This window comes from Synechococcus sp. CS-197 (assembly GCF_025128215.1).
GTDB lineage: Bacteria > Cyanobacteriota > Cyanobacteriia > PCC-6307 > Cyanobiaceae > Synechococcus_C.
Window position 1 is genome coordinate 345,130 of sequence record NZ_JAHLZC010000021.1, and the last position, 24,081, is coordinate 369,210.

20 protein-coding genes and 1 pseudogene are annotated in these 24,081 nt (G+C 57.4%); 4 read left to right on the forward strand and 17 right to left on the reverse strand.

What is annotated here, in order from left to right:
• Positions 1 to 6: 6 nt before the first annotated feature.
• From KQ296_RS12235 to KQ296_RS12250, 4 genes are all read right to left on the reverse strand, one after another.
• The gene (locus KQ296_RS12235; protein ID WP_011933218.1) at positions 7 to 381 is read right to left on the reverse strand and encodes a DUF309 domain-containing protein; all 375 of its coding nucleotides are present in this window, start codon (positions 379 to 381) and stop codon (positions 7 to 9) included.
• Positions 378 to 2,186 (reverse strand): translational GTPase TypA, encoded by a 1,809-nt coding sequence (gene typA, locus KQ296_RS12240; RefSeq protein ID WP_011933219.1) that lies wholly within the window; start codon positions 2,184 to 2,186, stop codon positions 378 to 380. The genes KQ296_RS12235 and typA overlap by 4 nt, the downstream gene beginning before the upstream one ends.
• A gap of 64 nt (positions 2,187 to 2,250) precedes the next feature.
• A complete protein-coding gene (locus KQ296_RS12245) occupies positions 2,251 to 4,815 on the reverse strand; it encodes a U32 family peptidase (RefSeq protein WP_011933220.1) in 2,565 nt (854 codons plus the stop codon).
• Positions 4,816 to 4,817: 2 nt separating this feature from the next.
• Positions 4,818 to 5,570, reverse strand: a complete 753-nt coding sequence (locus KQ296_RS12250) for a D-alanyl-D-alanine carboxypeptidase family protein (RefSeq protein ID WP_011933221.1) — start codon at positions 5,568 to 5,570, stop codon at positions 4,818 to 4,820.
• A gap of 109 nt (positions 5,571 to 5,679) precedes the next feature.
• Between KQ296_RS12250 and chlP the strand changes: the two genes are divergently transcribed.
• Positions 5,680 to 7,053, forward strand: a complete 1,374-nt coding sequence (gene chlP / locus KQ296_RS12255) for a geranylgeranyl reductase (RefSeq protein WP_011933222.1) — start codon at positions 5,680 to 5,682, stop codon at positions 7,051 to 7,053.
• A gap of 51 nt (positions 7,054 to 7,104) precedes the next feature.
• Here chlP and glyS read toward each other — a convergent pair whose 3' ends face one another.
• Positions 7,105 to 9,264: a glycine--tRNA ligase subunit beta gene (gene glyS / locus KQ296_RS12260; RefSeq protein WP_011933223.1), complete on the reverse strand. Its 2,160-nt coding sequence runs from the start codon at positions 9,262 to 9,264 to the stop codon at positions 7,105 to 7,107.
• A gap of 103 nt (positions 9,265 to 9,367) precedes the next feature.
• Between glyS and KQ296_RS12265 the strand changes: the two genes are divergently transcribed.
• Positions 9,368 to 11,149 (forward strand): NADPH-dependent assimilatory sulfite reductase hemoprotein subunit, encoded by a 1,782-nt coding sequence (locus tag KQ296_RS12265; RefSeq protein ID WP_050815882.1) that lies wholly within the window; start codon positions 9,368 to 9,370, stop codon positions 11,147 to 11,149.
• Here the strand turns inward: KQ296_RS12265 and KQ296_RS12270 are convergent.
• Both KQ296_RS12270 and recG read right to left on the reverse strand, forming a co-directional pair.
• Positions 11,071 to 11,850, reverse strand: a complete 780-nt coding sequence (locus tag KQ296_RS12270) for a M15 family metallopeptidase (RefSeq protein WP_011933225.1) — start codon at positions 11,848 to 11,850, stop codon at positions 11,071 to 11,073. The two genes, KQ296_RS12265 and KQ296_RS12270, sit on opposite strands and share 79 nt — an antisense overlap.
• A gap of 40 nt (positions 11,851 to 11,890) precedes the next feature.
• The gene (gene recG / locus KQ296_RS12275) at positions 11,891 to 14,386 is read right to left on the reverse strand and encodes an ATP-dependent DNA helicase RecG (RefSeq protein WP_259726512.1); all 2,496 of its coding nucleotides are present in this window, start codon (positions 14,384 to 14,386) and stop codon (positions 11,891 to 11,893) included.
• A 103-nt stretch (positions 14,387 to 14,489) separates the two neighbouring features.
• Between recG and KQ296_RS12280 the strand changes: the two genes are divergently transcribed.
• A complete protein-coding gene (locus KQ296_RS12280; protein ID WP_011933228.1) occupies positions 14,490 to 14,660 on the forward strand; it encodes a hypothetical protein in 171 nt (56 codons plus the stop codon).
• A 14-nt stretch (positions 14,661 to 14,674) separates the two neighbouring features.
• Here the strand turns inward: KQ296_RS12280 and KQ296_RS12285 are convergent, their stop codons facing one another.
• Positions 14,675 to 15,472 carry a hypothetical protein gene (locus KQ296_RS12285; protein WP_259726513.1) on the reverse strand — a complete coding sequence of 266 codons (798 nt, stop codon included), beginning with the start codon at positions 15,470 to 15,472 and terminating at the stop codon, positions 14,675 to 14,677.
• A 114-nt stretch (positions 15,473 to 15,586) separates the two neighbouring features.
• Here KQ296_RS12285 and KQ296_RS12290 point away from each other — a divergent pair.
• Positions 15,587 to 16,297: pseudogene (locus tag KQ296_RS12290) on the forward strand (gamma-glutamyl-phosphate reductase); the annotation flags it as partial.
• Positions 16,298 to 16,551: 254 nt separating this feature from the next.
• Here KQ296_RS12290 and KQ296_RS12295 read toward each other — a convergent pair.
• The 9 genes from KQ296_RS12295 to KQ296_RS12335 form a co-directional block, all read right to left on the reverse strand.
• Positions 16,552 to 17,718 carry a hypothetical protein gene (locus tag KQ296_RS12295; protein ID WP_041428504.1) on the reverse strand — a complete coding sequence of 389 codons (1,167 nt, stop codon included), beginning with the start codon at positions 17,716 to 17,718 and terminating at the stop codon, positions 16,552 to 16,554.
• Positions 17,719 to 17,720: 2 nt separating this feature from the next.
• Positions 17,721 to 18,380, reverse strand: coding sequence for a translation elongation factor Ts (gene tsf, locus KQ296_RS12300; RefSeq protein ID WP_011933233.1), 660 nt, complete (start codon positions 18,378 to 18,380; stop codon positions 17,721 to 17,723).
• An 87-nt stretch (positions 18,381 to 18,467) separates the two neighbouring features.
• Entirely contained in the window at positions 18,468 to 19,187 is a 720-nt protein-coding gene (gene rpsB, locus KQ296_RS12305) for a 30S ribosomal protein S2 (RefSeq protein ID WP_011933234.1), read from the reverse strand.
• 133 nt (positions 19,188 to 19,320) lie between these two features.
• Positions 19,321 to 20,253, reverse strand: coding sequence for a glycosyltransferase family 2 protein (locus KQ296_RS12310; RefSeq protein WP_011933235.1), 933 nt, complete (start codon positions 20,251 to 20,253; stop codon positions 19,321 to 19,323).
• Positions 20,254 to 20,339: 86 nt separating this feature from the next.
• The gene (locus KQ296_RS12315; protein WP_006850288.1) at positions 20,340 to 20,495 is read right to left on the reverse strand and encodes a hypothetical protein; all 156 of its coding nucleotides are present in this window, start codon (positions 20,493 to 20,495) and stop codon (positions 20,340 to 20,342) included.
• A gap of 35 nt (positions 20,496 to 20,530) precedes the next feature.
• Positions 20,531 to 21,262 (reverse strand): DevA family ABC transporter ATP-binding protein, encoded by a 732-nt coding sequence (locus KQ296_RS12320; protein WP_011933236.1) that lies wholly within the window; start codon positions 21,260 to 21,262, stop codon positions 20,531 to 20,533.
• Complete coding sequence (gene devC, locus KQ296_RS12325; protein ID WP_011933237.1) at positions 21,262 to 22,434, reverse strand: ABC transporter permease DevC; 1,173 nt, start codon at positions 22,432 to 22,434, stop codon at positions 21,262 to 21,264. The genes KQ296_RS12320 and devC overlap by 1 nt, the downstream gene beginning before the upstream one ends.
• Positions 22,431 to 23,336, reverse strand: a complete 906-nt coding sequence (locus tag KQ296_RS12330; RefSeq protein ID WP_011933238.1) for an HlyD family efflux transporter periplasmic adaptor subunit — start codon at positions 23,334 to 23,336, stop codon at positions 22,431 to 22,433. Before KQ296_RS12330 ends, devC begins: the two co-directional genes overlap by 4 nt.
• Positions 23,336 to 24,070 carry a phycocyanobilin:ferredoxin oxidoreductase gene (locus KQ296_RS12335; protein ID WP_011933239.1) on the reverse strand — a complete coding sequence of 245 codons (735 nt, stop codon included), beginning with the start codon at positions 24,068 to 24,070 and terminating at the stop codon, positions 23,336 to 23,338. The genes KQ296_RS12330 and KQ296_RS12335 overlap by 1 nt, the downstream gene beginning before the upstream one ends.
• Between the last annotated feature and the right edge of the window lie 11 nt (positions 24,071 to 24,081).

Consider the following 24,081-nt stretch of genomic DNA (forward strand, 5'->3'; position numbering starts at 1 on the left):
AGAAACTCATGATCCCACGGCATCATTCGTATGAATAAGCTTTGGGGGCGGATCGTCGTCCGGGTTGCGTTCGTTTTGCAAGGCATGCAGGCGAACGCTTGACGCTGTGTGCAGGGCCTGGAGATCAAGCCCCAACGCTGAAGGAAGCGATGGCTTGAGACGACCGATTCCTTCCCCCATAAGGATGGTGGCCCCACGGGTGTTCCCGCGCTCAAGGTGAACATGAGCAACGGCGATTTGAAGAATTCCCTGTAGCAGGCGTCTGTTGGGATCAACCTGCTCATGCCAGAGTTCTTCAAAGGCATCGTGCGCTTCATACCAGGCCCCTGAGTTGAACAACTCAAGAGCCTTGCTGAATCGAGGATCGTCTAGCAGGTTCAACGCTTGGACTTGGCCGCCTTCTTGGAAGGAAGTTTGCGCAGACGGATCGATTCAGGCGTGACTTCGAGCATTTCGTCGGGACCGATGTACTCGAGGGCTCGCTCGAGCGTCATCTGAACAGGAGATTGAAGGGTGTCGAGTTCTTCGGCACCAGCTGAGCGCATGTTGGTGAGCTGTTTCGTCTTGCAGACGTTGATCTCCAAATCCTGGGGACGGTTGTACTCACCAATAATCATTCCCTTGTACACCTTGGTTCCAGGGGAGATAAAGAACTGGCCGCGGTCTTCGGCATTCTTGAGGGCATAGAAGGTTGCAGTTCCCTCCTCGAAGGCGATCAGCACACCATTGCGTCGGGTGTCGAAATCGCCAAGCATCGGGCGGTATTCGAAGAATGAGTGACTCATGATCCCTTCGCCGCGAGTCGCTCGGATGAATTCACCGCGGAAGCCGATCAAGCCGCGGGATGGCACCACGAATTCAAGCTGTGTGCGGCCGTCCTGACCGGTTTCCATGTTTTGCATTTCACCCTTGCGAGTCCCGAGCTTCTCAATGCAGCTGCCCACAGATTCCTCCGGTACATCCATCACCAGGGTTTCCACTGGCTCACAGGGAGTGCCATCAATCGTGCGATAGATCACCTGCGGCTGGGAGACCTGGAACTCGTAGCCCTCACGACGCATGGTTTCAATCAAAATGCCGAGGTGAAGCTCACCACGACCACTGACAGCGAAGCGATCCGGAGAGTCAGTGTCCTCAACCCGCAGAGCGACATTGGTGAGCAGCTCGCGCTGAAGCCGGTCTCTGACCTGGCGGCTGGTCACGAATTTGCCTTCCTGACCGGCAAAGGGTGAATCATTGACCACGAAGGTCATCTGCAGCGTGGGTTCATCGACCTTGATCAGAGGCAATGCCGAAGGCTCGTCAGGACAAGCGATGGTTTCACCGATGTTGACGTCGTCAAAGCCGGCGACAGCCACAAGGTCACCAGCGGAGGCCTGATCAATCTCCACGCGCTGGAGACCTTCAAATCCAAGCAATTTGCTAATACGACCTTTCTTGACGTTGCCGTCATCCTTGATCAACGCAGCATTTTGCCCCTGTTTGATCACACCATTGTGAACCCGGCCGATGATGATTCGACCCAGAAAATCTGAGTAATCCAGGGTTGTGATCTGTAGCTGCAGCGGCTTTTCGGGATCGCCGACCGGGGGCGGAACATGCCGCAGGATCGCATCAAACAGCGGGCGCATGTTTTCGCTGTCGGTCTTCATGTCCGGCTTGGCAAAACCTCCCAAGCCACTTCCGAACAGATAGGGAAAATCGCACTGATCGTCGTCAGCACCCAGTTCGATAAACAGATCCAGCACTTTGTCGACCGCTGTCTCGGGGTCGACGCGGGCTCGGTCAATCTTGTTGACGAACACGATCGGACGCAGTCCCTGCTCCAGTGCTTTCTTCAGCACGAAGCGGGTCTGGGGCATGGGGCCCTCGTTGGCGTCAACGATCAGCAGGCAACCGTCCACCATGCCGAGCACGCGCTCAACCTCACCACCGAAGTCGGCGTGGCCAGGGGTATCAACGATGTTGATTCGCGTGTCGTTGTAGGTGACCGCTGTGTTTTTGGAGAGAATGGTGATTCCGCGCTCACGCTCCAGATCGTTGGAGTCCATCACGCAGGTGGGAACGGCCTCGTTATCCCGGAAGATGCCCGACTGGGCCAGCAGAGAGTCGACCAAGGTCGTTTTGCCGTGGTCAACGTGGGCGATGATCGCGATATTGCGGATCGCCTTTTGCTGGGCGCTCATGGGGGGTCCGTGTTGGGTCGAGAGGTCGCTGGGACGCCCGCAGGCGCAGCCGGTGAAGACTATCTCAACGTGAGATCGATGGAGTTCCCTGCGCACGATCTGCGCGAAGACTGCCCCGCGTGACGCCGAGGCGATGTTCAATCTGCTCGCGGCGCCACACCTCAGCAGAGGGCATGCGTCCACCCAGGGCCTCGCCATAAAGCCGCACGCGCCGCTTGGCATCCTCGGCATCTTCATCAAGCAGGTCCAGCCGGAAATGCCTCAATCCGCGCGAGCGCATGGCTGGGAAGGCTTCGATTCCGGTTTGCGCGGTTCCGTTGAACAATGTGTTGCGACATCCGAGGTCTGCGCGCAAGGGGTGTTCAACACCGCTGCGGTCTTTCAGCAGAACGGTGTGGGACTCACAGGGTCTGCCGCAATCCGTGTGATCATGCCCATCCGAAAGCAAGGCGCAGAACAGGCAATGCTCCATGTGAAAGAGGGGCATGTGCTGGTGCAGCACGACCTCCAGCCGATCAGAGGGCGAGTTTTCGGCTAAATCCAGAAGCTGCTGAAGATTTAAGTCACAACTTGCTGTGACCCGTTGCAGTCCCCAGTGCTCGAGAAACCACAAAAGACTGAGAGGGTTGGCCACATTCAGACTGAAGTCCCCCCGGCAGGGGGCTGACTCGCAGAGACGTTCAAGCTGATCGGCGTTGCGCACAAGGAACCCGTCAGGTTTGGCACGCAGGAGCGGGTCCAACGTCCATCCCTCATTGGGACGCGTGACTTTGGGACCGGTTAGCCAAATGCCATCACTCCAGCAACCCCGTGCGATGGCAACAGCCTCCTTGAGCTCACGGGGTTGCTCCAAGTCGGCGATGACCCCTTCAATCGGCGTGTCATCGCCTAGCTCGATCAACCCCTTGAGTTGATCGAGACTTCGTACCAACACCGTGAGTCTTGCGGCCTGAGTGTGATCGGCCGTGTTGGCAGGAAAACGCCCATAGCAGCTGCGAATCAGCTGCTGACGTTCAGCACGACTCGGTATTGCCCCACAGCGTCGTTGTGACTTCAAGCGATTTACAGGCGACAGTCCGGCGTCAGCCATCGCTTGGAGCAGGGCTCGTCGGAGACGGTTGAGATCGCCGATTGGCAGGAAAAGCGACCCAGAGAGGTCCAAGTGCAGAGTCTCAAGTCGCCAGCCTGTGCCCCCAAGACGGCCTAACTGAGCCTCCAGGCGCTCCCGATCTAATCCGTGATCCTTGGCTGGCTCGAGCAAGCGTTCACTGACAACGGCGAGGGGTTGGCCCCCAGAGCTATGGGCGCCTTCAAGCTCAAGAACCAGTGGTTCACCGATTCGGCCGCGAACGACCAGAGAAAGGGGAGCCTCTTGCGGAGGCGTCTGTCGACCAGCTCGGCGAGTCCAGGTGGAGTGCCACTGAGGATCGCTTGTGAGCCACACCGGAGCGCCAGGGAGCAGTCCCCTTGCATCAACGCGACTCGGGCCAAGCTTCAGTCGCCAGCAGGCTGGTCCTGAACGCTCAGATTCCATGATTCGGCCCCCCACCTCCCGTGGAATCTGAAAAGCTCCGCCCTCGCCTGCAGCCACTTCCAACACAATGCCCTGACCGCGCTGAGGCTCAATCTCCGCCTCAACTTCGATCCAACCCCGGGGATGGACTTTGACGAGGCATCCGAAGGACGGCCCACGCTTTTTGCTCCAACGGCCATCCACGAGTTCTGCATGGTCAATGCCTTCAAGCCAACCCGTGCCCAGTCCCCGGGAAAAACCAAGTTCCAGCTGTAAACGAACGGACTCTGGATCATCGAGAACTCCGTCGAGGGCGCGGCGATACACGTCGGTCACCGCGGCGACGTACGTGGCACTTTTCAACCTCCCTTCAATCTTGAGGCTGCTGATGCCGATCCTTGCGAGTTCTGGAATCACAGACCAGGCTGCGAGGTCTTGTGGTGAAAGCAAATAACGTTGAGCGCCTAAATCACGCTCCTCACCATCAACAATGAATTGATAAGGAAGTCGACATGCCTGGGCGCATTCTCCTCGGTTGGCACTGCGTTGGCCCAACGATTCGCTCGTTAGGCACTGGCCTGAGTAGGCCACACACAGCGCACCATGAACAAACACTTCAAGTGGAACATCAAGCTGCCGCTGCTTGAGTTGATGCTGAACCCGTTCCAGATCGTTCAGCGTGAGCTCGCGCGCCATCACAACCCGCTCGCAACCAGCGGCGGCGGCCTGTGCAACACCAGCGCTGCTGGTCACCGACATCTGGGTTGAGGCATGCAAGGCCAGATTGGGCACCAGCTCTTGAGCGAGAAGGCACAGACCAAGGTCCTGAACAATTAAGGCATCAACCTCGGCTGACCAGCACTTCACCAGCAGTTCAGAGACTTGCTCAAGCTCATCGGTGAAAACCAAGACGTTCAGGGTGAGAAAGCCCTTGACACCTCGCGCATGCAACCAATTCATCACCTCGGGAAGATCTTGCACGCTGAAATTTTCAGCACGCAACCGGGCGTTGAAGAGTTCTACCCCGAAATAAACCGCATCAGCTCCACTGGCGACGGCAGCTTTGAGGGCGTCCCAGTCGCCTGCAGGTGCCAAGAGTTCGGGTCGGCAGGCCATCGTTACCGACCGTCAGCCAATTGTCGCGCCGGTTCGAACGCACGCAGAGCCTCTGACGTTCCTTCAAAACGCCAATGCCACGGTTCGTAGCTCACCCCCTGGGGATTGACGGTGGGAAATGAAAGTGTGAAGTGATAACTCGCCGCATGATCTTGCAACCAACGGAAGGCGCTCGTGTTTTCAAACGATTGCGACAGGTTGGTGGCGGGATCGTCGCCATCTCCGAGATCAACGGCGTAGCCGGTGCTGTGCTCTGAATAGCCAGGTGGTGCAGACACCTTGGCCCGTTCCGCTGCGGATTGGTTGCGCTCCGACTTCACATCAAAAAAGATACTTTTCTGTAAATCGTGGGAGCGATAACCGCTGAGAAGGCGTAGATCCACCCCATCCGCTGCTGCTGATCGACGCATGGCATCGAGTGCACGCGCTGCATCACGGTGCAGTTCAATCCCAGCTTCCACCGGTACGAGAACGTCAACACCAGCCTCGGGGTAAGGAAAGTGTCCGAGCAAACGCCCATCGCCTGAAGGGCGAGCATCGATCCCCTCAATCGGTGCCGGAGAACGTTTGGCGTTCAACAACTCCGGGACAAACAGAACCGTGGCAAGGGATGCGGAGAAAACCAGTCCACAGGCCAACAGCAGACCTAAACCACTGCGACGCTTGGGAACTGCCGATCGGCTGCGACGCGCCACCGGAATATCGTCGCGGTTGAGATCGCGGGATCTGCTGCGGCTGGCGACAGCCCGTGACACGACGCTTCTTGCAGTGTTGTTTCGATCGTAAGGGGGGGCGCCAGTGCAGCCCTCACTCGCGCCTCAACGGTGATAGCTTTTTATCAACAATCCAGCGGAGTGAGCTGAGATGCTGAGAGTTGCCGTCGTCGGAGGTGGTCCGAGCGGATCCTGCGCAGCCGAGATTCTGGCCAAGGCTGGCATCAGCACCTGGTTGTTCGAGCGAAAGCTCGACAACGCCAAACCTTGTGGTGGAGCGATTCCTCTCTGCATGGTCGAGGAATTCGATCTGCCGGAATCGATCATCGACCGCAAGGTGCGGAACATGAAAATGATCTCCCCCTCCAACAAGGAGGTGGATATCAAGCTTGATCCGCTCGGGTACGACGACAACGCTTATATCGGGATGTGCCGCCGTGAGGTTTTCGATGCCTTCATGCGCAACCGTGCCGCTGACCTTGGCACAACCCTGGTCAATGGTCTTGTTCAGAAGATCGACACCGGCAATGCACGTCAGGGTCCTTACACCCTGCATTACGCCGACTACAGCTCGGGGGGTCCGACCGGCGAACTGAAAACCCTTGAGGTGGACCTGATCATCGGAGCCGACGGTGCCAATTCCCGTGTGGCCAAAGCAATGGATGCTGGTGATTACAACGTGGCCATCGCATTTCAGGAACGCATCAAACTGCCTCCTGAAGAGATGACTTACTACGAAGATCTCGCCGAGATGTACGTCGGGACCGACGTCTCTCCCGATTTTTACGCCTGGGTCTTTCCGAAATACGACCATGTGGCCGTGGGAACAGGGACCATGCAACAGAACCAGTCCCTGATCAAGGGGTTGCAAAAGGGAATCCGTGAGCGCGCCCGCAAGCGCTTGTTCAAAGGTGAAGTGATCAAAGTTGAAGCCCATCCGATTCCGGAACATCCCAGACCGCGTCGTGTCGTTGGGCGAATGGCTCTGGTGGGTGATGCTGCCGGTTACGTCACCAAGAGCTCCGGTGAAGGCATCTACTTTGCTGCCAAAAGTGGGCGGATGTGCGCTGAAGCCATTGTTGAGATTTCAGCGAACGGCAGCCGCGTCCCCACTGAAAAGGAGATCAAGTCCACCTATCTCAAGCGTTGGGATCGTAAGTACGGAGCCACCTACGCCGTTCTCGACATTCTTCAACGGATTTTCTATCGCAACGATGCGGCCCGCGAAGCATTCGTCGAAATGTGTGACGACCGGGATGTGCAGAAACTCACGTTTGACAGCTATCTGTACAAGAGGGTGGTGTTGATGAATCCCTGGCAGCAAATCAAACTCACCCTGCGTACCCTTGGCAGCCTGCTTCGTGGTGAAGCCCTTGCTCCTGCTGGTTACGACGCTGTTCCCTCCGCTGTGGGGCGGTCAGAGGGAGATTTCCTGGCCGATGAAGCAGCCCAGGCCATTAAGGCGCAGGCTCACAACGAATCCACCGCAGAGCCGAAAGAGCGCCCCACCGTCACCACAGGCTGAATCTCTGAGCAGCTGAATCTGCATGATGCAGATTCAGCTGCAATCTCATCTTTAGCTTTGGATATGGTCGAATCGAGCCAAAACTGAGGCTTGATTGCGCAGCACTCCCAGCAGGTTGAGGCGATTTCGCCTCACTGATGGGTCTTCAGCCATCACCATCACGCTGTCGGAGCCATCAAAGAACGCTTCAAGCGCACGGGCTGCTCCTTGAAGTCTCTGAGCCAAACGCTCGTAGTCTTTCGCTTGGGCCAGGGGGCTCAAGGCTTCGAGTTCCACAAGCAGCGCAGCTTCACTCGGTGAATCAAAGAGGAAGGCATCCACGATGCCTTCAACAGAGAGCTTCGACGGAGGCAAGTCGCCTTTTTCAGCCAGACGGGATGCACGCTGGACAACAGCTTGAAGGTCTTGCAGTCGGCCAGATTCTCGCAGTGTCTTCAACAGCAGAAGGCGATCCCGTGCATCCACCGGATCCTCCAGCAAGCGCTCGGTGCTCACCCCTTCCCCACAGACGGCCTGCACCAGATCGATCGCAAATCCATCGTCTTCGAATTGGGACACCATGCGCTGACAGAGCAGCTGTCCGAGATCGTTGGCGAGGGCTTCAGCTTCAACATTGAAGGCTGGAAAACGCTCAGCCCAGTGCGTTGATGCGGTTGTGAAGAGTGACTGCAGAGGCAGTTGCCAACCCCGATTCCAGAGGATCTGAACAATTCCATTGCCGGCTCTGCGAAGGGCATAGGGATCAGAGGATCCCGTCGGTCGCTGACCTTTGGCAAAAATGCTCAGCAGCAATTCGATGCGTTCCGCTAAAGCCAACAGGGCACCAGCGTCACTGGCAGGGAGCGCATCACCGGAACCAGCAGGCAGATAGTGCTCTGCAACCGCAAGAGCCACGCCTCTGGGCTCTCCTTCTTCAAGCAGATACTTGCCGCCCATCAATCCCTGCAGTTCAGGGAATTCTCCAACCATCTGACAGACAAGATCGTGCTTGCAAAGGTGGGCGGCACGTCTGGCATGGCTGGCGACCGTCCCTTCGAGCTGAAGCGCAAGCAGCAATTGGTCCATGACCCAACTGATGCGTTCACTTCGATCGAGAAGCGACCCCAAACCCTCAGCAAAGGTGACACGCTCCAGGCTTTGCCGTCGCTGCTCACTGGACTGACGCCGATCAACATTGAGGAAGAACTCAGCATCGGCTAGCCGGGCCCCAAGAACGCGTTGATTTCCGCTGACAATGGTGTCTGAAGCGGACTCCACTCCATTGCTAACCAGCAGGAATTCAGGCTTCAGAACGTTTCGGGCCTGAAGCTGCAAAGGGTCTGAAACAGCCTGCGGGATCCGCAAAGGCACGTAACGCTGATGGGCTTGCATCACCGTGACAATCACTTCGGGTGGCAGCTCTAAAAAGCGATCCGCAATCCGGCCTTTCAGCACCGATGGGCTTTCAACTAGATCAACAAGTTCCTGAAACAGCGACTCTGGGCAATCAGCTTGTCCATCACAGCGCTCGGATTCCGAGACGATCGCCGCGCGAATGGTTTCAGCCCGTTGCTCACGGTTCACCATCACCCCGGCGTCGTTGAGTTGCCTCAGAAGGTCCTCGGCAGAGTTCACCTCCTGAAGCTGTTCATGCAAACGATGACCACGGCTTGTGCGTCCGCTGGTCACCACAGGGTCTGCAGTATCAAGAGTCACAGGAATGACGGCATCCCCCAGCATCACCACCAGCCAACGCACCGGTCGACTGAAGCGCTGCTCTCCACAGCCCCAACGCATGAATCGACGACCCTGCAGTGCATCGATCCATCGGGGAACACACTCTCCAAGCAGTGCGGAACTGGGTTGGCCTGGAGTCTTGACCCGTGCAAATAGACAAGGGCCTTTCGGCGTGTCCTTGGGCTGGAGATCTTCTGGATCGACGCCACAGCGCTTGGCAAAACCGATGGCAGCGGGTCCAGGTCGGCCATCCACTAAGGCCTGGGAAACTGGTGGACCTTTGCGGTCTTCTTCCAGATCGGGCTGAGAATCGATCAGTTCCCTGACGACCACAAGTAGTCGACGCGGTGTTCCCGTCACGGACAGTTCCCCGTGGGCCAGGCGCAGATCCTTGAGATCGCTACGAATCCTCTGCTCCAATTGCCGAAGAGCCGAGGGAACGAAATCGGCGGGAAGTTCTTCAGTGCCGATCTCAAGAAGGAACGTGTTCGCCACAGCACGCGGATATCCAAGAAGAGACTGTATTGGAAGCCGCTAATAGGAGTCGCTAGAGGTGGCCGCTTCGCTAGCTTCGAGAGGTTGCTGCAGCTCTTTGCCGGTGAGTCAGTCCAGTGTGGAATCCGCCACGGAATCAACCACTACCAGGCTGCCGAAGGCTGAGCAACGCAAGCTCGACAGTCATCACCTGCGGGACCCCCTGCTGGATGAACTCGCGAACGATCTTCCCTTCTTCAGTGAGGATGCCCTTCAACTGCTGAAGTTCCACGGGAGCTACCAGCAAGATGATCGCGATAAAAGGGAGAAGGGAAAAGACAAGACCTGGCAAATGATGCTGCGCCTGCGCAGTCCTGCCGGTCGCATCCCTGCCCAGTTGTTCCTGGCCATGGATGACCTGTCCAACCGCCTCGGTGATGGATCCCTGCGCGCCACGACGCGACAGGCCTTTCAAATGCATGGCATCCCGAAAGGGGACCTGAAAGAAGTCATTGGAACCATCGTGGAAAACATGGGTTCCACCTTGGCGGCCTGTGGAGACATCAACCGCAATGTCATGGCACCGGCTGCTCCTTACGCCAAAGGGGCTTATCCAGCGGCTCGCCAATTGGCCGACGAGATTGCCGATGTTCTCAGCCCCGAAGCCGCTGAATCCTCATACCTCGACTTGTGGATCGATGGCGACCTCAGTTACCGCATTCGTCCTTCACGATCGGTGAAGGCAGCACGCCTCCGTCAACGCGATGCCGGCGTGTTCTCCGGCAGCGACGACGAGCCTCTCTACGGAGACACCTATCTCCCCAGAAAGTTCAAAGTGGCCGTGACGGTCCCTGGGGACAACTCCGTCGACCTTCTGACCCAGGACATTGGCCTTGTGGCGTTCACCGATGCCGCAGGTGCTCTGCTCGGCTGCAATGTGTATGTGGGCGGCGGCATGGGCCGCACCCACAACAAAGAAGAGACTTTCGCGAGGGTTGCTGATCCCCTTGGCTACGTCGCAGCAGGCGATGTGCTCGATCTCGTGCAGTCGATCCTGGCCCTGCAGCGCGATCACGGTGATCGTCAGATCCGGCGTCATGCCCGGATGAAATATCTTCTTCACGACAAAGGCGTGTCCTGGTTCAGGACCGAACTCACGCAGAACTATTTCCGCGGTGAGCTCAAAGGTCTTCGCAACGAGCCGAAAGCCAAGCTCAGTGATTACCTCGGCTGGCACCGACAGCAGCCCGGTGTTTGGTTTGTTGGCATTCCATTGCTGTGCGGACGCCTTGAGGGATCCTTCAAGGCAGGGCTCCGCGACATCGTGGATCGCTACCAGCTCGAGCTGCGTTTAACACCCAATCAAGACGTGCTCCTCTGCAACATCGGCAGTGCTCAGCGCAATTCCGTGCGTGACGCGTTGTCGGATCTTGGAATGCAAATGCCGGAAGCACCCCCACCGCTGGCTCGTCACGCCATTGCTTGCCCTGCCTTACCCACATGCGGATTAGCCATTACTGAATCCGAACGCATCCTTCCCAAGGTGCTCGAGCGGCTGGATGCCCAACTCAGCAGGCTTGAAATCGAGAAGTCACTCCTGTTCCGCATGACGGGATGTCCCAATGGTTGTGCCCGTCCATACATGGCAGAGCTCGCACTGGTCGGCAGCGGTGTGAATCAGTATCAGCTGTGGCTTGGTGGCAGCGCCAATCTTCAGCGCTTAGCGAAACCCTTTCTGCAACGCATGCCATTGGATGAACTTGAAAGCACGCTGGAACCGCTGCTTGTGAGCTGGAAGCAGGCTGGTGGTCGGAGAGGTTTTGGTGATCACGTGAACCGGCTCGGTGATGAGCGCGTGGCTGAACTGCTCGCCGCAGCGCACGCGTCACCATCCACGCGGCCGTAAACAGCGATCGACTCCGCAACCGTCCAGGCCCACAGCTGATCCCCGTGGCTGAAATGCCACCACTCATTGGGATGACGCACAAAACCCGCTTGTTTCATGGCGGCATGCAAGCTGCACCGTCTCTGGTGCCAGAGAGCTTCTGGGCTGTTGGGATTGGCCTTCGCAGCGGATGCATGGTGGTCTGGCAGGGATTCAGAGCCGATGGCATCGAAGGCTCCCCCCATGTTCAAAGCCGCTCCACGCTGATCGGCCAGCGTTAAATCGATCGCTGCACCCGTGCTGTGGGGAGGCGGCATGGAGCGATCCTCGCTGGGTGGCGCCCAGAACCGTGAAACCTCGCGCTTAACCTCATCCAGTGCCGTCTGCCATTGGGGCTTCGACGGATTGAGGCCACGACGTCCACATTCCTCCTCAATCGCGTGCTCGATCATGAAGGCTTGAACACTGACTGGACGCCAGGCATCCAACACAAGGAGCTGAAGCGGGCCGACCTCGGGGTCCGGATGCTGAATGAGTTGGTTCTGCGCTCGCACCAGTCGCGCGATCACACTTGCGCGCAGCCTGAAGGGATCACCCTGATCTCCGTAGGGGGCACCGAGTTTTGCGTAGGGATGGGGCTCAAGACAGAGGAACGTCCCTCTGAGCGACTGCAGCGGTTCACCGCACTCCTTGATGGCCACATCACTCCAAGGCCGGCGCATCGTTGATCTTGCAATCAGACGAACTCTATTGATCAGCTCCTTAATTCAACTGCGCCGCAGACGTCACCCGGTTGCGTTGCGCATCCAGCAGGCTGCGCAGCACAGAGTGATCGATCAGATCAGGATCGTTGCGGAGAATATCGGCCGCTTCTTCCCGAGCTTCCTCCAAAACGGAGCCATCATCAGCCAGGCTGGCCAAAGCCAGGTCCGGCAACCCGGACTGGCGAGTCCCCAGCACCTGGCCGGGACCACGAAGTCGCAAGTCCATTTCGGCGATTTCGAAACCGTCGGTTGAGCGCACAAGCACTTCAAGCCTTTGCCGGGCCAGGGGGTTGCGACTGTCGTTGATCAGCAAGCATCGGGATGCGGCCGCACCTCTGCCAACCCGCCCACGGAGCTGGTGAAGTTGGGCCAATCCGAAACGATCGGCATGATCAATCATCATCACGCTGGCTTCCGGAACATCCACACCAACCTCCACAACGGTTGTGGACACCAGAACCTGCGTCTCACCTTTCGCGAACGCCTGAATCACCGCCTGCTTGTCCACACTTGGCAACCGTCCATGCAGGAGTCCGACCTTGAGATCTGGAAACACCTCATCCTCAAGCTGACGATGCACATCAACGGCTGAGCGCAAGTCCATTTTTTCTGACTCTTCCACCAGGGGAAGCACCACATAGGCTCTCTGACCTTTCTCCACCTCTTCGCGGATCAAGCTGTAGGCCTGATCGCGCTCAGAGCCGGCCAGCATTGTGGTCATGATCGGCGTGCGGCCAGGGGGGAGCTCATCGATCTGACTGACGTCGAGATCACCATGAAGCGACAACGCCAGCGTCCGCGGAATCGGTGTCGCCGTCATCGTGAGCAGATGGGGTTGCAGCCCTTTTCCAAGAAGTCGATTGCGCTGACGCACCCCAAAGCGGTGCTGTTCATCGACAACCACCAATCCAAGACGTTCGAAGGCCACGGGATCTTCGAGAAGGGCGTGAGTCCCCACGAGAACCTTGCAGGCCCCGGAAGCCACATCGGCGAGAAGGCGCCGACGCTTCTTCAGCGGCGTGGAACCGGTGAGCAACTCAACCGTGACATGCAAAGGGGGGAGCCATTGGCAGAGACTGCGGTAGTGCTGTTCAGCTAGCACCTCGGTGGGGGCCATCATGGCTCCCTGTAATCCAGCCTGAATGGCCTTGAGCAAGGCAGCGACCGCAACAACGGTTTTGCCGCTGCCCACATCACCCTGCACCAACCGTGCCATGGGTTCCGAGCGCTCGAGATCGGCATCAATTTCTGCCAGCACTCTGGTTTGAGCGTTTGTGAACTGGAACGGAAGATTGTTCAGGAATCGACTCAGGAGACCGTCTCGATCCGACGTGATCTTCAGGGATGGCGCTGTTCGTTGGCGCAGTGCCGCCCTGCGCTGCATCAATCCAAGCTGGAGCAGCAGAAATTCATCAAAGACAAGCCGGTGACGGGCCTGTTGGAGTTGCTCGGATGACTCCGGTCGATGGATCGCCGTCATGGCCTGGTGCCGATGCAGCAGCTGCCTGGCCTGGCGTCGTTGAGCCGGCAGTGGCTCGGGCCACAAACGGATGGATGGCAGGGTTGCCTCCACCAAGCTCCTGAAACGATCCGCTGTCAGTCCTTCGGTCAGGGAATACACCGGTAGAAGCCGGCCGATGCGTTTGGATTGCAAAGGAGCCTGGGGACTCTCCATCACCTCAATCAGCGGATCCTGAAAGCTGCGGCCGTAAGGCCCGTCCTTGACCAGTCCGCTCACTGCGACGGTGGCTCCATTCGGATAGAGCCTGGTCTGTCCATGGAGATAGGAGGGGTTGCTAAAGCGGCGACCGGCGAGGAAGCGGCTGACTTTGATCCGTCCGGTGGGATCTTGCAGCTGCAGTTCGATGATCGACAGATTGGGGTTTCTCGGACTTGTGAAACCGTGACAGCGACGGACCGTGGCCACGATGGTGGCCGTTTCCCCAGGAACTAAGGCCTCAATCCGGCGTAAAGCGGAATAGTCCACATAGTCCCTGGGGTAGTGCAGCAATAAATCTCTGACCACCAGCAGCCCGAGGCTGGCCAAGCGTTCCGCCTGCTTGGGACCAATGCCTCGAACCCGTGACAGCGGTGCGTCGAGAGAGAGATCTCCCTGCTGATTGGCTGCAGCCGCCGTGCTGCGAGTGGCAACCTTCAATTTGGGAGGTGCCATCGGTCGCGTGGGTTCTAGGCGCTGACGCAGGGCGTGAAGCCACTGCCTCACCGTTGTGACAAGGCGCCGACGCGCAGCATCACTGAGGGAGGGATAAGACTGAAATTCATGGCAGAACGCCTGAAGGCGCTCCTCGCAATCGGGCGGGAACGCGCCTGCTGGTGGAGCACCCAACTCACGGCTCATGAATCCGTGAAAGGTGTCCTGACGGCCTTGAACATTGACGAATCCACGATCCGCCTCAAGCGCCAGCGCTTGTTGAAGCGGGCGTAGCCAAATATGAAAACGTTCTAGGGACTGATGATCCAGCCCAGAACTCAATGATGCGGAGGACTCTCCGTTTGGTTGGGCCACCAATGGGTTTGAACCTCTCTGGCGCTGCTGCGACGTTGCCAGTGTCGCTCCTTCACCACAAGAGTGGAGAGTGCTCGCCGATCATTTTCTTCCGGAGGCCCGTCGCGAGGTGGAGCAACGGGTGCAGGCGGTCTCGCGTGAAGGCTTGAGGATCGAGGCCTGTACTCTCGGCAATGGAGCCGGTCGGCTGGGAGCAGCCAAGCTCGCTCTGCAACGGCTGGCTTTAAACCATTCGACTTGATCTGATCCGAGCGGTCAGATCGAGACTTTTAGCCCAATGAGTTTCCAGCTGAAACCTTCCATGACGTAAGAGTACGTGAATGTATAAGGCGGATCGATCGTGTAACGGCCTTTGATGATCAACACGTTTTGATCATTGATGATGGCTTCTTCTGTGAAGGCAGGAGTGCTTCTCGTTAGGTTATTGAGATAAGTAAGTGATTGTTTGTTTTTGCTGAGCTTTAAAAATGGTTTGAATGCTTGTTCGAGTTGATCTGGTGAGGCTTCATTTTGCCAAGTCTTTGAAATGGCATTGTAGAGCTTTTGAAAATTATTTTCTTTGATGGATGACGCAAAAAGGTCTGTTGTTTCAGCTGTAATCGCAAGAAGTTCTTTTTCGCTTGGCACGCCTTCTGACGCGCTGGAAATCACGCCAGATCGTTTTTCTTTAATTGAAAAAATTAACCAGTCAGAACCGCTTTTTTGGAACGAAATGGTGACTGGGATGGTGGTGCCATTTTCAAGGTTAATACTCCCTTCCAGTGTTCCGGTATTCGTGGAAATGGAGCGATTGCTCCAGGACGTGTTCTTGAAATCGTCTAAGGAATTTGCGCGTGCAAAGGTTTTTAGCTCTCTTTCTAGTGTTTGATCATCAACTTGTTGTGAGAATAATTGCATGGCGGCCTTTGTGTTCCCTTCTTTGAGCTCGCTGAAGAGTTTGTCTGCGGCTGCGGTTAGACCTGATGTTGCCTGAAAGATAATAGCGACTAAAATTGCAATAATGGCTGCCAGACTTCCCAGTCCGATCAAAAGGATTTGAAAGAATTTGGGCATTTTCATTGTTTAACAATCGTTCTGCAAAGATGATTTGTTGATTGGATCATTGTAGGGCAAAGTTTGGTCCTGGTTGAATGTTATTGATTGGGTTTGTCTGGCGGGCAAAGTGTCATGAGTTCCATTCCTGTGCCCTCCGCTGACTTGCTGCAACGGACGGGGGCTGTCCAGCTTGAAGCGGTCGCGCTGGGACAGACCTCTGATGAGCAGCGCGCTCATGCCCTGCAGGCGATGGCCGACGCCCTGGCTGCAGAGGCGGATGTGATTGTTGCGGCCAACCGGGAGGATCTGGAGCACTCAGCTGCCGAGGGCCTTGCCCCTGCGCTGATGGCACGCCTGAAGCTCGATCGGACGAAGCTGGCCGCAGCGATCGACGGTGTACGCAAAGTGGCGGCGCTCGAGGACCCCCATGGCCGCAGGGCGCTGCACCGGGAGCTGGACGAAGGGTTGGTGTTGGAGCGGCTGACCGTGCCCCTCGAGGTGGTGAGTGTGATTTTTGAAGCGCGGCCCGATGCAGTGGTGCAGATTGCCTTTCTGGCGATTCGATCCGGGAAAGGGGCCATCCTCAAAGGCGGCAGTGAAGCCCGCTGCACCAACAATGCTGTGATCCTGGCTCTGTAGCGCCTCGGTGGTCTCGTAGATCTGATCATGCCCCGCGGCAGCAATGAACTGGTCCGCTTCATCCAGGACAACATCCGGATTCCCGTGCTCGGGCATCCCGATGGCATCTGTGATCTGTACGTGGATGCAGCGGCCGACACGGACCTGGCGCTGCGGGTCGCTCTCGACAGCAAGACCCAGGACCCGGCCTGTAATGCCATCGAGGCGCCGACGCGCAGCATCACTGAGGGAGGGATAAGACTGAAATTCATGGCAGAACGCCTGAAGGCGCTCCTCGCAATCGGGCGGGAACGCGCCTGCTGGTGGAGCACCCAATTCACGGCTCATGAATCCGTGAAAGGTGTCCTTAGGGCCTTGAACATTGACGAATCCACGATCCGCCTCAAGCGCCAGCGCTTGTTGAAGCGGGCGTAGCCAAATGTGAAAACGTTCTAGGGACTGATGATCCAGCCCAGAACTCAATGGTGCGGAGGACTCTCCGTTTGGTTGGGCCACCAATGGGTTTGAACCTCTCTGGCGCTGCTGCGACGTTGCCAGTGTCGCTCCTTCACCACAAGAGTGGAGAGTGCTCGCCGTTGATGCTGGAGACGTCCGCGGCAACGGCGGAGAGCGTGATCATCGAATTCCAGTTCGGAGCTGCGCAGCAGCAAGCATTGCGCTTCGTAAGACTGCTGATCACCAGCCGTTGGTAGGGGCAGCTGAAGCTTCAGAAGATTGGACTGGGTGGCTTCCGATGGAATATGACCGTTCAAGGCAGCCTCCAGAAGCTGAATAGGCAACAGGCTTCGAATGATTCCCGCACGCATCAGCTCCACGTTGAGCGCATGGGACAGGTTGCGCAAACGCCGGCTGAGAGCCGCATCAATCCCCTCCATCCAGACCAGCAGAGCGCTTGGTGAGGTGGGCATCAACTGATTCGATTCAGTGCCATCCAACCTGGGAAGGGGATCTGTCGAGTCCGTGGATTCCGTGGAAGATTCTCTGGGTTCGATGGCTTCACCAGCGAGCACAAACAACGACCGGAGCAGGTCAAGCTCTGTCGTCTCCTGAGGGGGAGGGAGGTCATCTTGGGACGGCTCATCCATCTCGCAATCAGGCGACTCCTCAACGGTCTCCTGTGCAGGGAAGAGGCCTTCAATCAGGTCTGGACGTTCCAGGGGAAGGGACAGGCCGAGATGAACTTCCTCACAAACCCCGGGTGCAGCCGGTTGTTCAGCAGAAGGCTGTTCAGCAGCAGATTGTTCAACAGATGGCTGTTCAACAGCCGTGGTCAGTGCCTGGACTTGCAGCAGCCGGTTGCGTTGCGCATCGCGACGCAGACGATCGGCCGTGACCAGAAGCTGCTCAACTGTGATCAGAGACGTGGTTCTCTGTACCAGGGCATCAACACGCCGAAGCAGATCGTCCACTCCATCCGCTCTGCGGATGGTTGGATCGACACTGCGCGCACAAACAAGGTGCTTGATGGCTGTACGCACAGCTCTGGAGAGCTGATCGCGCACGATCTGAAGGTAGAGCGCCTCTTCCCGGTAAAGAACAGGTGTAAGGGAGCGACACCGGCGACCCAGACGCTCCAACTGGAGGTCTGGGTCGTGACGATGTCGGCTCTCCGAATCAGCCCCCAAAATCAGCCCTTGGTCATCGAAGCCACTTCAGCGGCGAAATCATTTTCCTCAACTTCAATGCCCTCGCCGAGGGTGTAGCGCGTGAAACGGCGAACCTTCACGTTCTCGCCGATCTTGCCGGCCGTTTGCTTCACCAGTTCAGCAACAGTGAGGGAGCTGTCTTTGATGAAAGGTTGCTCCATCAGGGCCAGTTCCTTCAGACGCTTGTTGATCCGGCCTTCGACGATCTTCTCCTTCATCTGCTCAGGCTTGCCATCGAGGTCATCGCGACCCATTTCAATGGCCTTCTCGCGTTCGCGGATCTCAGAGGGAATGTCATCGGTGTTGACGTACTCCACGCCTGGACAGGCAGCCACTTGCATGGACACGTCTCTGAGCAGTTCCTGGAACATGTCACCACGGGCGACGAAATCGGTTTCGCAGTTGATTTCGATCAGCACGCCCACACGGGCGCCTGTGTGGATGTAACTGCCGATGGCTCCTTCAGCAGCAGTTCGGCCTGATTTTTTCTCAGCACTGGCAATACCTTTCTGGCGAAGCCATTCGATGGCTTTGTCAGCATCGCCGTCGGTGGCTGCAAGTGCTTTCTTGCAATCCATCATTCCAGCGCCGGTCTTGTCGCGCAGGTCCTTAACGAGCTTGGCGGATACGGCAGCGGCCATCAGAGGAGAAGGAGAGGAGTGTTTGGACAAAAAGCCGCCCTTCCCGATTCATCGGAAGGGCGGCGTGAACTTAGCGGCTCGCGGGACTCAGCCTTCGCTGCCGTCACCACCACGCTGTTCATTCGAGCCGTGACGGCCTTCATTGATGGCATCGGCCAAACGGCTCAGCACCAACTGAACGGAACGCACAGCGTCGTCGTTGCAAGGAATGGGGACCTCACAGAGATCGGGATCACAGTTGGTGTCCAGCATGGACACCAGAGGAATATCCAATTTGCGGGCCTCGAGCACCGCATTCGTTTCCCGGCGTTGATCGACCAGCACCACCACATCGGGAAGACGGCGCATGTTCTTCAGACCACCCAGATACTTCTGGAGACGATCCAGTTCACGGCGAAGAACAGCACCCTCCTTCTTGGGGCGCATGGCGATGGCTCCGCTGGCCTCCATGCGCTCCAGGTCCTTGAGACGATCGATCCGGGCCTTCATGGTGGTCCAGTTGGTGAGCATGCCGCCCAACCAGCGTTGGTTCACGTAGGACCCACCGCAACGCAGGGCCTCCTGGGCCACAACTTCAGACGCTTGCTTCTTGGTTCCCACGAACAGGAAACGTTTGCCGCTTCTTGCAGCAGAACGCACCCATTTGTAGGCGTTGTTCATGCAGACAGCGGTCTGCACGAGGTCAATGATGTGGACCCCGTTACGCGCGCAATAGATGTAGCGCGACATTTTGGGATTCCAACGACGGGTCTGGTGTCCAAAGTGGGCACCAGCTTCCATCATCTCAGCGAGAGTGACGACAGCCATGATTGATTGAGGTTTCGGGTTGGCCTCCACCTGTCAGGGATCACGTGGCGGACTGAAGCCGGATCACGATCAGCACCCGAAACAGACAGGTGTGCGGTTTGAAAGAACAGATTGAATGTATCAAATGGGCTGGTCAATGCAGACCCATGACCTTGGCTTCTCTGTACAAAGCCTCCACACCAAGTCGGTTCAATGGAAGTCGCAAGAGCTCCAGAGCCAGAGAGGGCTGTCCTTGACGGATCAACCAGGAGAGAAGCGGTTTGAGTGTTTGCTCGTTGACCAATCCCCCGAGGGTTAAGACCCACCAGAGAATCCTGTGCATCCAAGTGAACTGAATGATCATGCGCACTCGGCGGCTCGGATGCTTTCTGTAGAAGACAAGCCCCATGCGGGCCCGCTCTCTCTCCACACGAATCAGATCGGGGATTTGTTCAAGCCGAAAAGCGGGATGCCAGTGATATCCCACGGCTTCAGGGCAGCGGACGAGCGCAACACCCATTTGTCTGAGTCGTTCACCCAGCTCAAGATCCTCCCAGCCGTAGAGCCGGAATCCAGTATCGAAGAGACCTGACTGCTCGAGAACGCCGCGATCGATGGCGACGTTACCCGTTGCGAAATAAGCCCAGGACAGGTCTCTGAGCTTGTGCCGCTCATGGGTTGGATGCTCAAAATTCGCAGTGTTGATCACTGCGCCGTAGGTAAAACAAAGGCGATGACCACTGCGATGCCACTGAGCAGCAAGGGCTCTGGCATGACTGGCCAGAAACGTTGGCGTGACGACCAGGTCACTGTCGATAAAGACAATGACATCTCCACGGGCATGGCTGACACCCCGGTTGCGACCTTCCGCAGGCCCGCCGTGGCTTTGTTCAATCAGACGCACGCGGGGGAAGCGGCTGCTTGAAGCCCTCAACCAGTCCGTCGTTCCATCGGTGGAGCCGTCATCGACGACGACCACCTCATAATTTTCAATCTCCCCACTGGGATTTTGCCCTTCCAGTGCAAGCAAGCACTTTTCCAGGATCGGGCGTCGGTTGTAGGTGGGAATGACGACGCTGATGAACATCCGCGCTTCTCGGGAATCCGATTGACGTCAGCCTAAGGGCACAAAAAAAGGGGGGAAGTCCCCCCCGCTCTGGAAAGAGCACGCGCTTAATCGGCGGCTCCGCCGTTGTTGGCGGTTCCTGTCACACCGTTGCCGGCACCCTCGCCACGGCCGTCATTGCGCATCTTGCGCTTTTTGAACTTGCGCGCATAGGCGCGGTTGCGCTCTTGCTTTTCCTTCTTGAGATTTCTGCGCTTGGCCATGCGTAGGTTGCAACTTTGGCGGTTGTCTTCCCAACTTACTCAATGGCCTGAAAGAGGCGCCCATCTTCCATGCGCACCAGCCGATCGGCAACATCAAGAATCCTCGGGTCGTGGGTGACCATGAGCACGGAGCAAGACTGTTCTCGCGCTAGACGCTTCAACAGTTCCACCACTTCTCGACCCGTCGCGCTGTCGAGGGCAGCCGTGGGTTCATCAGCCAGCAGGAGCTTGGGCCGTGCGGCAAGGGCACGGGCGATGGCCACACGCTGTTTCTGACCTCCCGAGAGATCGTGGGGAAGCTTGCTGAGCTCAGCATCGAGACCTACAGCACGCAACCACTCCCTGGCTTGATCGCGACGGGCCCGGTAGCTGAATCCAGGGAGAAGATCGGAGCCCATCTGAACGTTCTGTTCAGCCGTGAGGCAACGAAGAAGGTTATGGCCCTGAAAAATCATGCCAATCCGGCGGCGAAGCTTCTGTCGCTGCCCCCGCCCAGCTCCCTTCAACTGTTGTCCGAACACGCGAACATCACCGTCCTGCACCTGGCGTAGGGCTCCGATCAGTGTGAGAAGGGTGGTTTTCCCACATCCAGAGGGCCCCGTCAGCAGAACCACTTCACCAGCGGCAATCTGCAAGTCCACACCTTGCAACACCTGGCGACGGGTCGCCCCCTTGCCATACCAATGGCTCAAGCCGCTGATGCTCACACTCAGCTCCTGTCGTGAGCCTTGCCTGGAATGGCTTTCTGAGAGGGTGGTGCTCGACATCAAAAGATCTCCGCCGGATCGGCATCGACAAGGCGTCGCATGGCCAACCCCGCTGACGCCATGCACATGATCAGGATCATCGTGAATACAGTGAATGCTCGGCTGAAATCCATGGCAACAGGGAGTTGGGTTGCATTGCGCACAAGCAGATACAAACCTTGGCCAGCGGCATAAGCAGGAAGATATCCAAACAGGGCCAGTAGTAAGCCTTCACGCACGACAACCCCGAGCAGGTTGAAAAGCCGATATCCCATCGCCATCAACGTGGCGTATTCAGGCAGGTGATCGCTGACATCGGAATAAAGAACCTGATAAACGATCACGCAGCCAACCACGAACCCCATGGCAGCTCCGAGGGTGAAGATGAAGCCAATCGAGGTGCCGGTTTTCCAATAGTTCTGCTCGAAATCAATGAACCCTTGTTTTGTCAGAACCGTGACATCGTCAGGTAGCAAGGTCTTCAGACGCATAACCACCTCCTCAGCGTCGGCATCAGCATTGAGGCGGATCAACCCAACCTCGATGCTTCCTGGAGGCGTGTTGGGGAGCAGTTCACGGAATGTTTCGCTGCTGGTGAGCAGGTTTCCATCGGCGCCAAACGATGTACCAAGCTCAATTAAGCCAGCAACGCGAACACGTTTACCGGCAATTTCGCTTTCAACAACGCGACCTTCGCGAAACCACTCAGCAACTGGCCCGAATTCCGGTCGCGATCGTTCGTCAAAGAGAACACGGCCCTTTTGGGTGAGCTGTTTGGCTTTGGGTGCCAGGGTTGCATCCGTAAACAGAGGATCACCGGGCTCAAACCCAAGGGCCAAAATGGAGCGAGTTCCTCGGGTTTCCGGATTTCTCCAGAGGAGAAGATTCCAATTCACAGGGGTGATCCCTTCCACTTCAGGAAGGGCCATGGCCTGGACTAAACGCCTTTTCGGAAAGCCAGCCATACTGACCGAACTGGTCGATCGCGGGCTGATTAAAACAATATCGGTATCAAATAACCGATGCACAGTGACACTGGCATCAAACAATCCATCTCGAAAACCGAGCTGCATGAACATCAGAATTCCAGCGAAACTGATGCCTGCCAGAGCGACAGCCAAGCGCACAGGCTGTCGAATCAACATCAAAGAGGCCAGAGGAATGCCTCTGTTGCTCCAGAACCCACCACTCATGAGGTTTTGAAGCGAGCGATCACCTTCAGCCCCGCTAAGGATTCAACCCGTCGGGCCGAATCACGATCAAGGCTGACCTGAACCTCCACCACCCTGGCATCGGCGTCACCGGTTGGATTGGTTGACAACACCTCGCGCTGCCTCACCTGGGGGCTGATGCGTTCAACGCGCCCCATCAGACGCCCATCAAATCCACCGTTTTCGCTGACGAGCGTCACAGGATCACCGACGGCGATCCTGTTGATGTCGGATTCATACACTTCAATCAGCGCTTCCATCGATTGGCTGGCGCCCACTTCGAGCACGCCATCAGCACCGGGGCGCTCACCGACTCGGGTGTGCAGCCTGAGCACAGTGCCGTCAATCGGTGATCGCAGCTCACTGTCGACGAGATCAGCCTCGAGGGCGCGGCGCTCAGCAATCAACTCGATGCGCTTGCGCTCCACCAATGTCAAATCTTTCTGTTTCTCTTCGAGAATCACCATCGAAGCGGCACCAACCTTGGCTGCTTCTGCGTAGCGAGCCACTTCTCGACGTCTCAGGGGGATTTCCGTATCAACCGTGCGGATCTGAGCATCAAGAGACTTCAGATCAGCTTCGATCTGAGGTCGGCTATCAAAAACAGACAGCACCTGACCGCGCGTGACCGTGTCGCCCTCATCCACCAGAAGTTTCGAGACGCGCGGGGTGCCCCCGAACCTGCTCATCGGTGCGGCGAGCCGGCGAATCTCTCCGAGAGGTCGAAGCCGCCCCAAGGCAGCCACGGCCTCCGGAGGGCGCGGTGATTCGGTCTGAGGGGCTTTGGCAACAACGCGAGCAGGGCGTTGGAGAAACGCAACACCGCCAGCAATCACCAGGATCGTGAGCGTCCCTGCCCCAATCCATAGACCACGTTTGGACATCATGGACTCACCGGCTCGTCGAACAGCAGCTGTTCGATGTAGCGATCGGCCCAGTCCGTCCCGAAGGCTTTCTCCAGAACCCGGCGAGTTTTGTCGTTGCGTTTCTGTTGCTGGCAATACGACACCTGCCCGTGGTATCTGGCAATCGTAAACGGGTCGTTGCATGCCATTGGTTGGGCACGCTGCACAGCGCGGCTCAGGATATTGAGGTAGCTCTCAACCAGCTCCACAAACCATTCCTCCTCCTGGCCATTGGCAGGACGGATGAAGCGAACGAAGGGCGAAAAAATTGTGGCCCAAGCAGGGAGATCACGGACCTGTTCAAAAGCAGGCATGCCGATGCTGCTGAGGTCGGCCTCGATCGCAGCTGGCAGGTGCTCACCCACTGGCGAAAGATCAACGATGGCCGCAGAGATTCCCGCTGGACTCGCAACAATATCGGCTCCAAAAATGGGCAGATCGAAGCGTGGGTCGGGAAAGAACACGCAGTGGAGAATTTGCAGGCCCACGCCGAGTCGCGCGGTTTCGAGATGCAATTTGCGCAAACCACGGCAGCGGTGCACTTCATTGCTGATGCTCAACGCCTCACCATCAAGACTGCCGATGATCTCCTCAAGATCGGCCTGAACCGCAAGGTCCTGCAGTTCGGGAAGGCCCTCGCGACACTGACGGATGCGAGCGGCGAGAGACACCACCAACGGATGAAGCTCCGGGCCGCTTGAGGACTCAGGCATCAATCCGATCC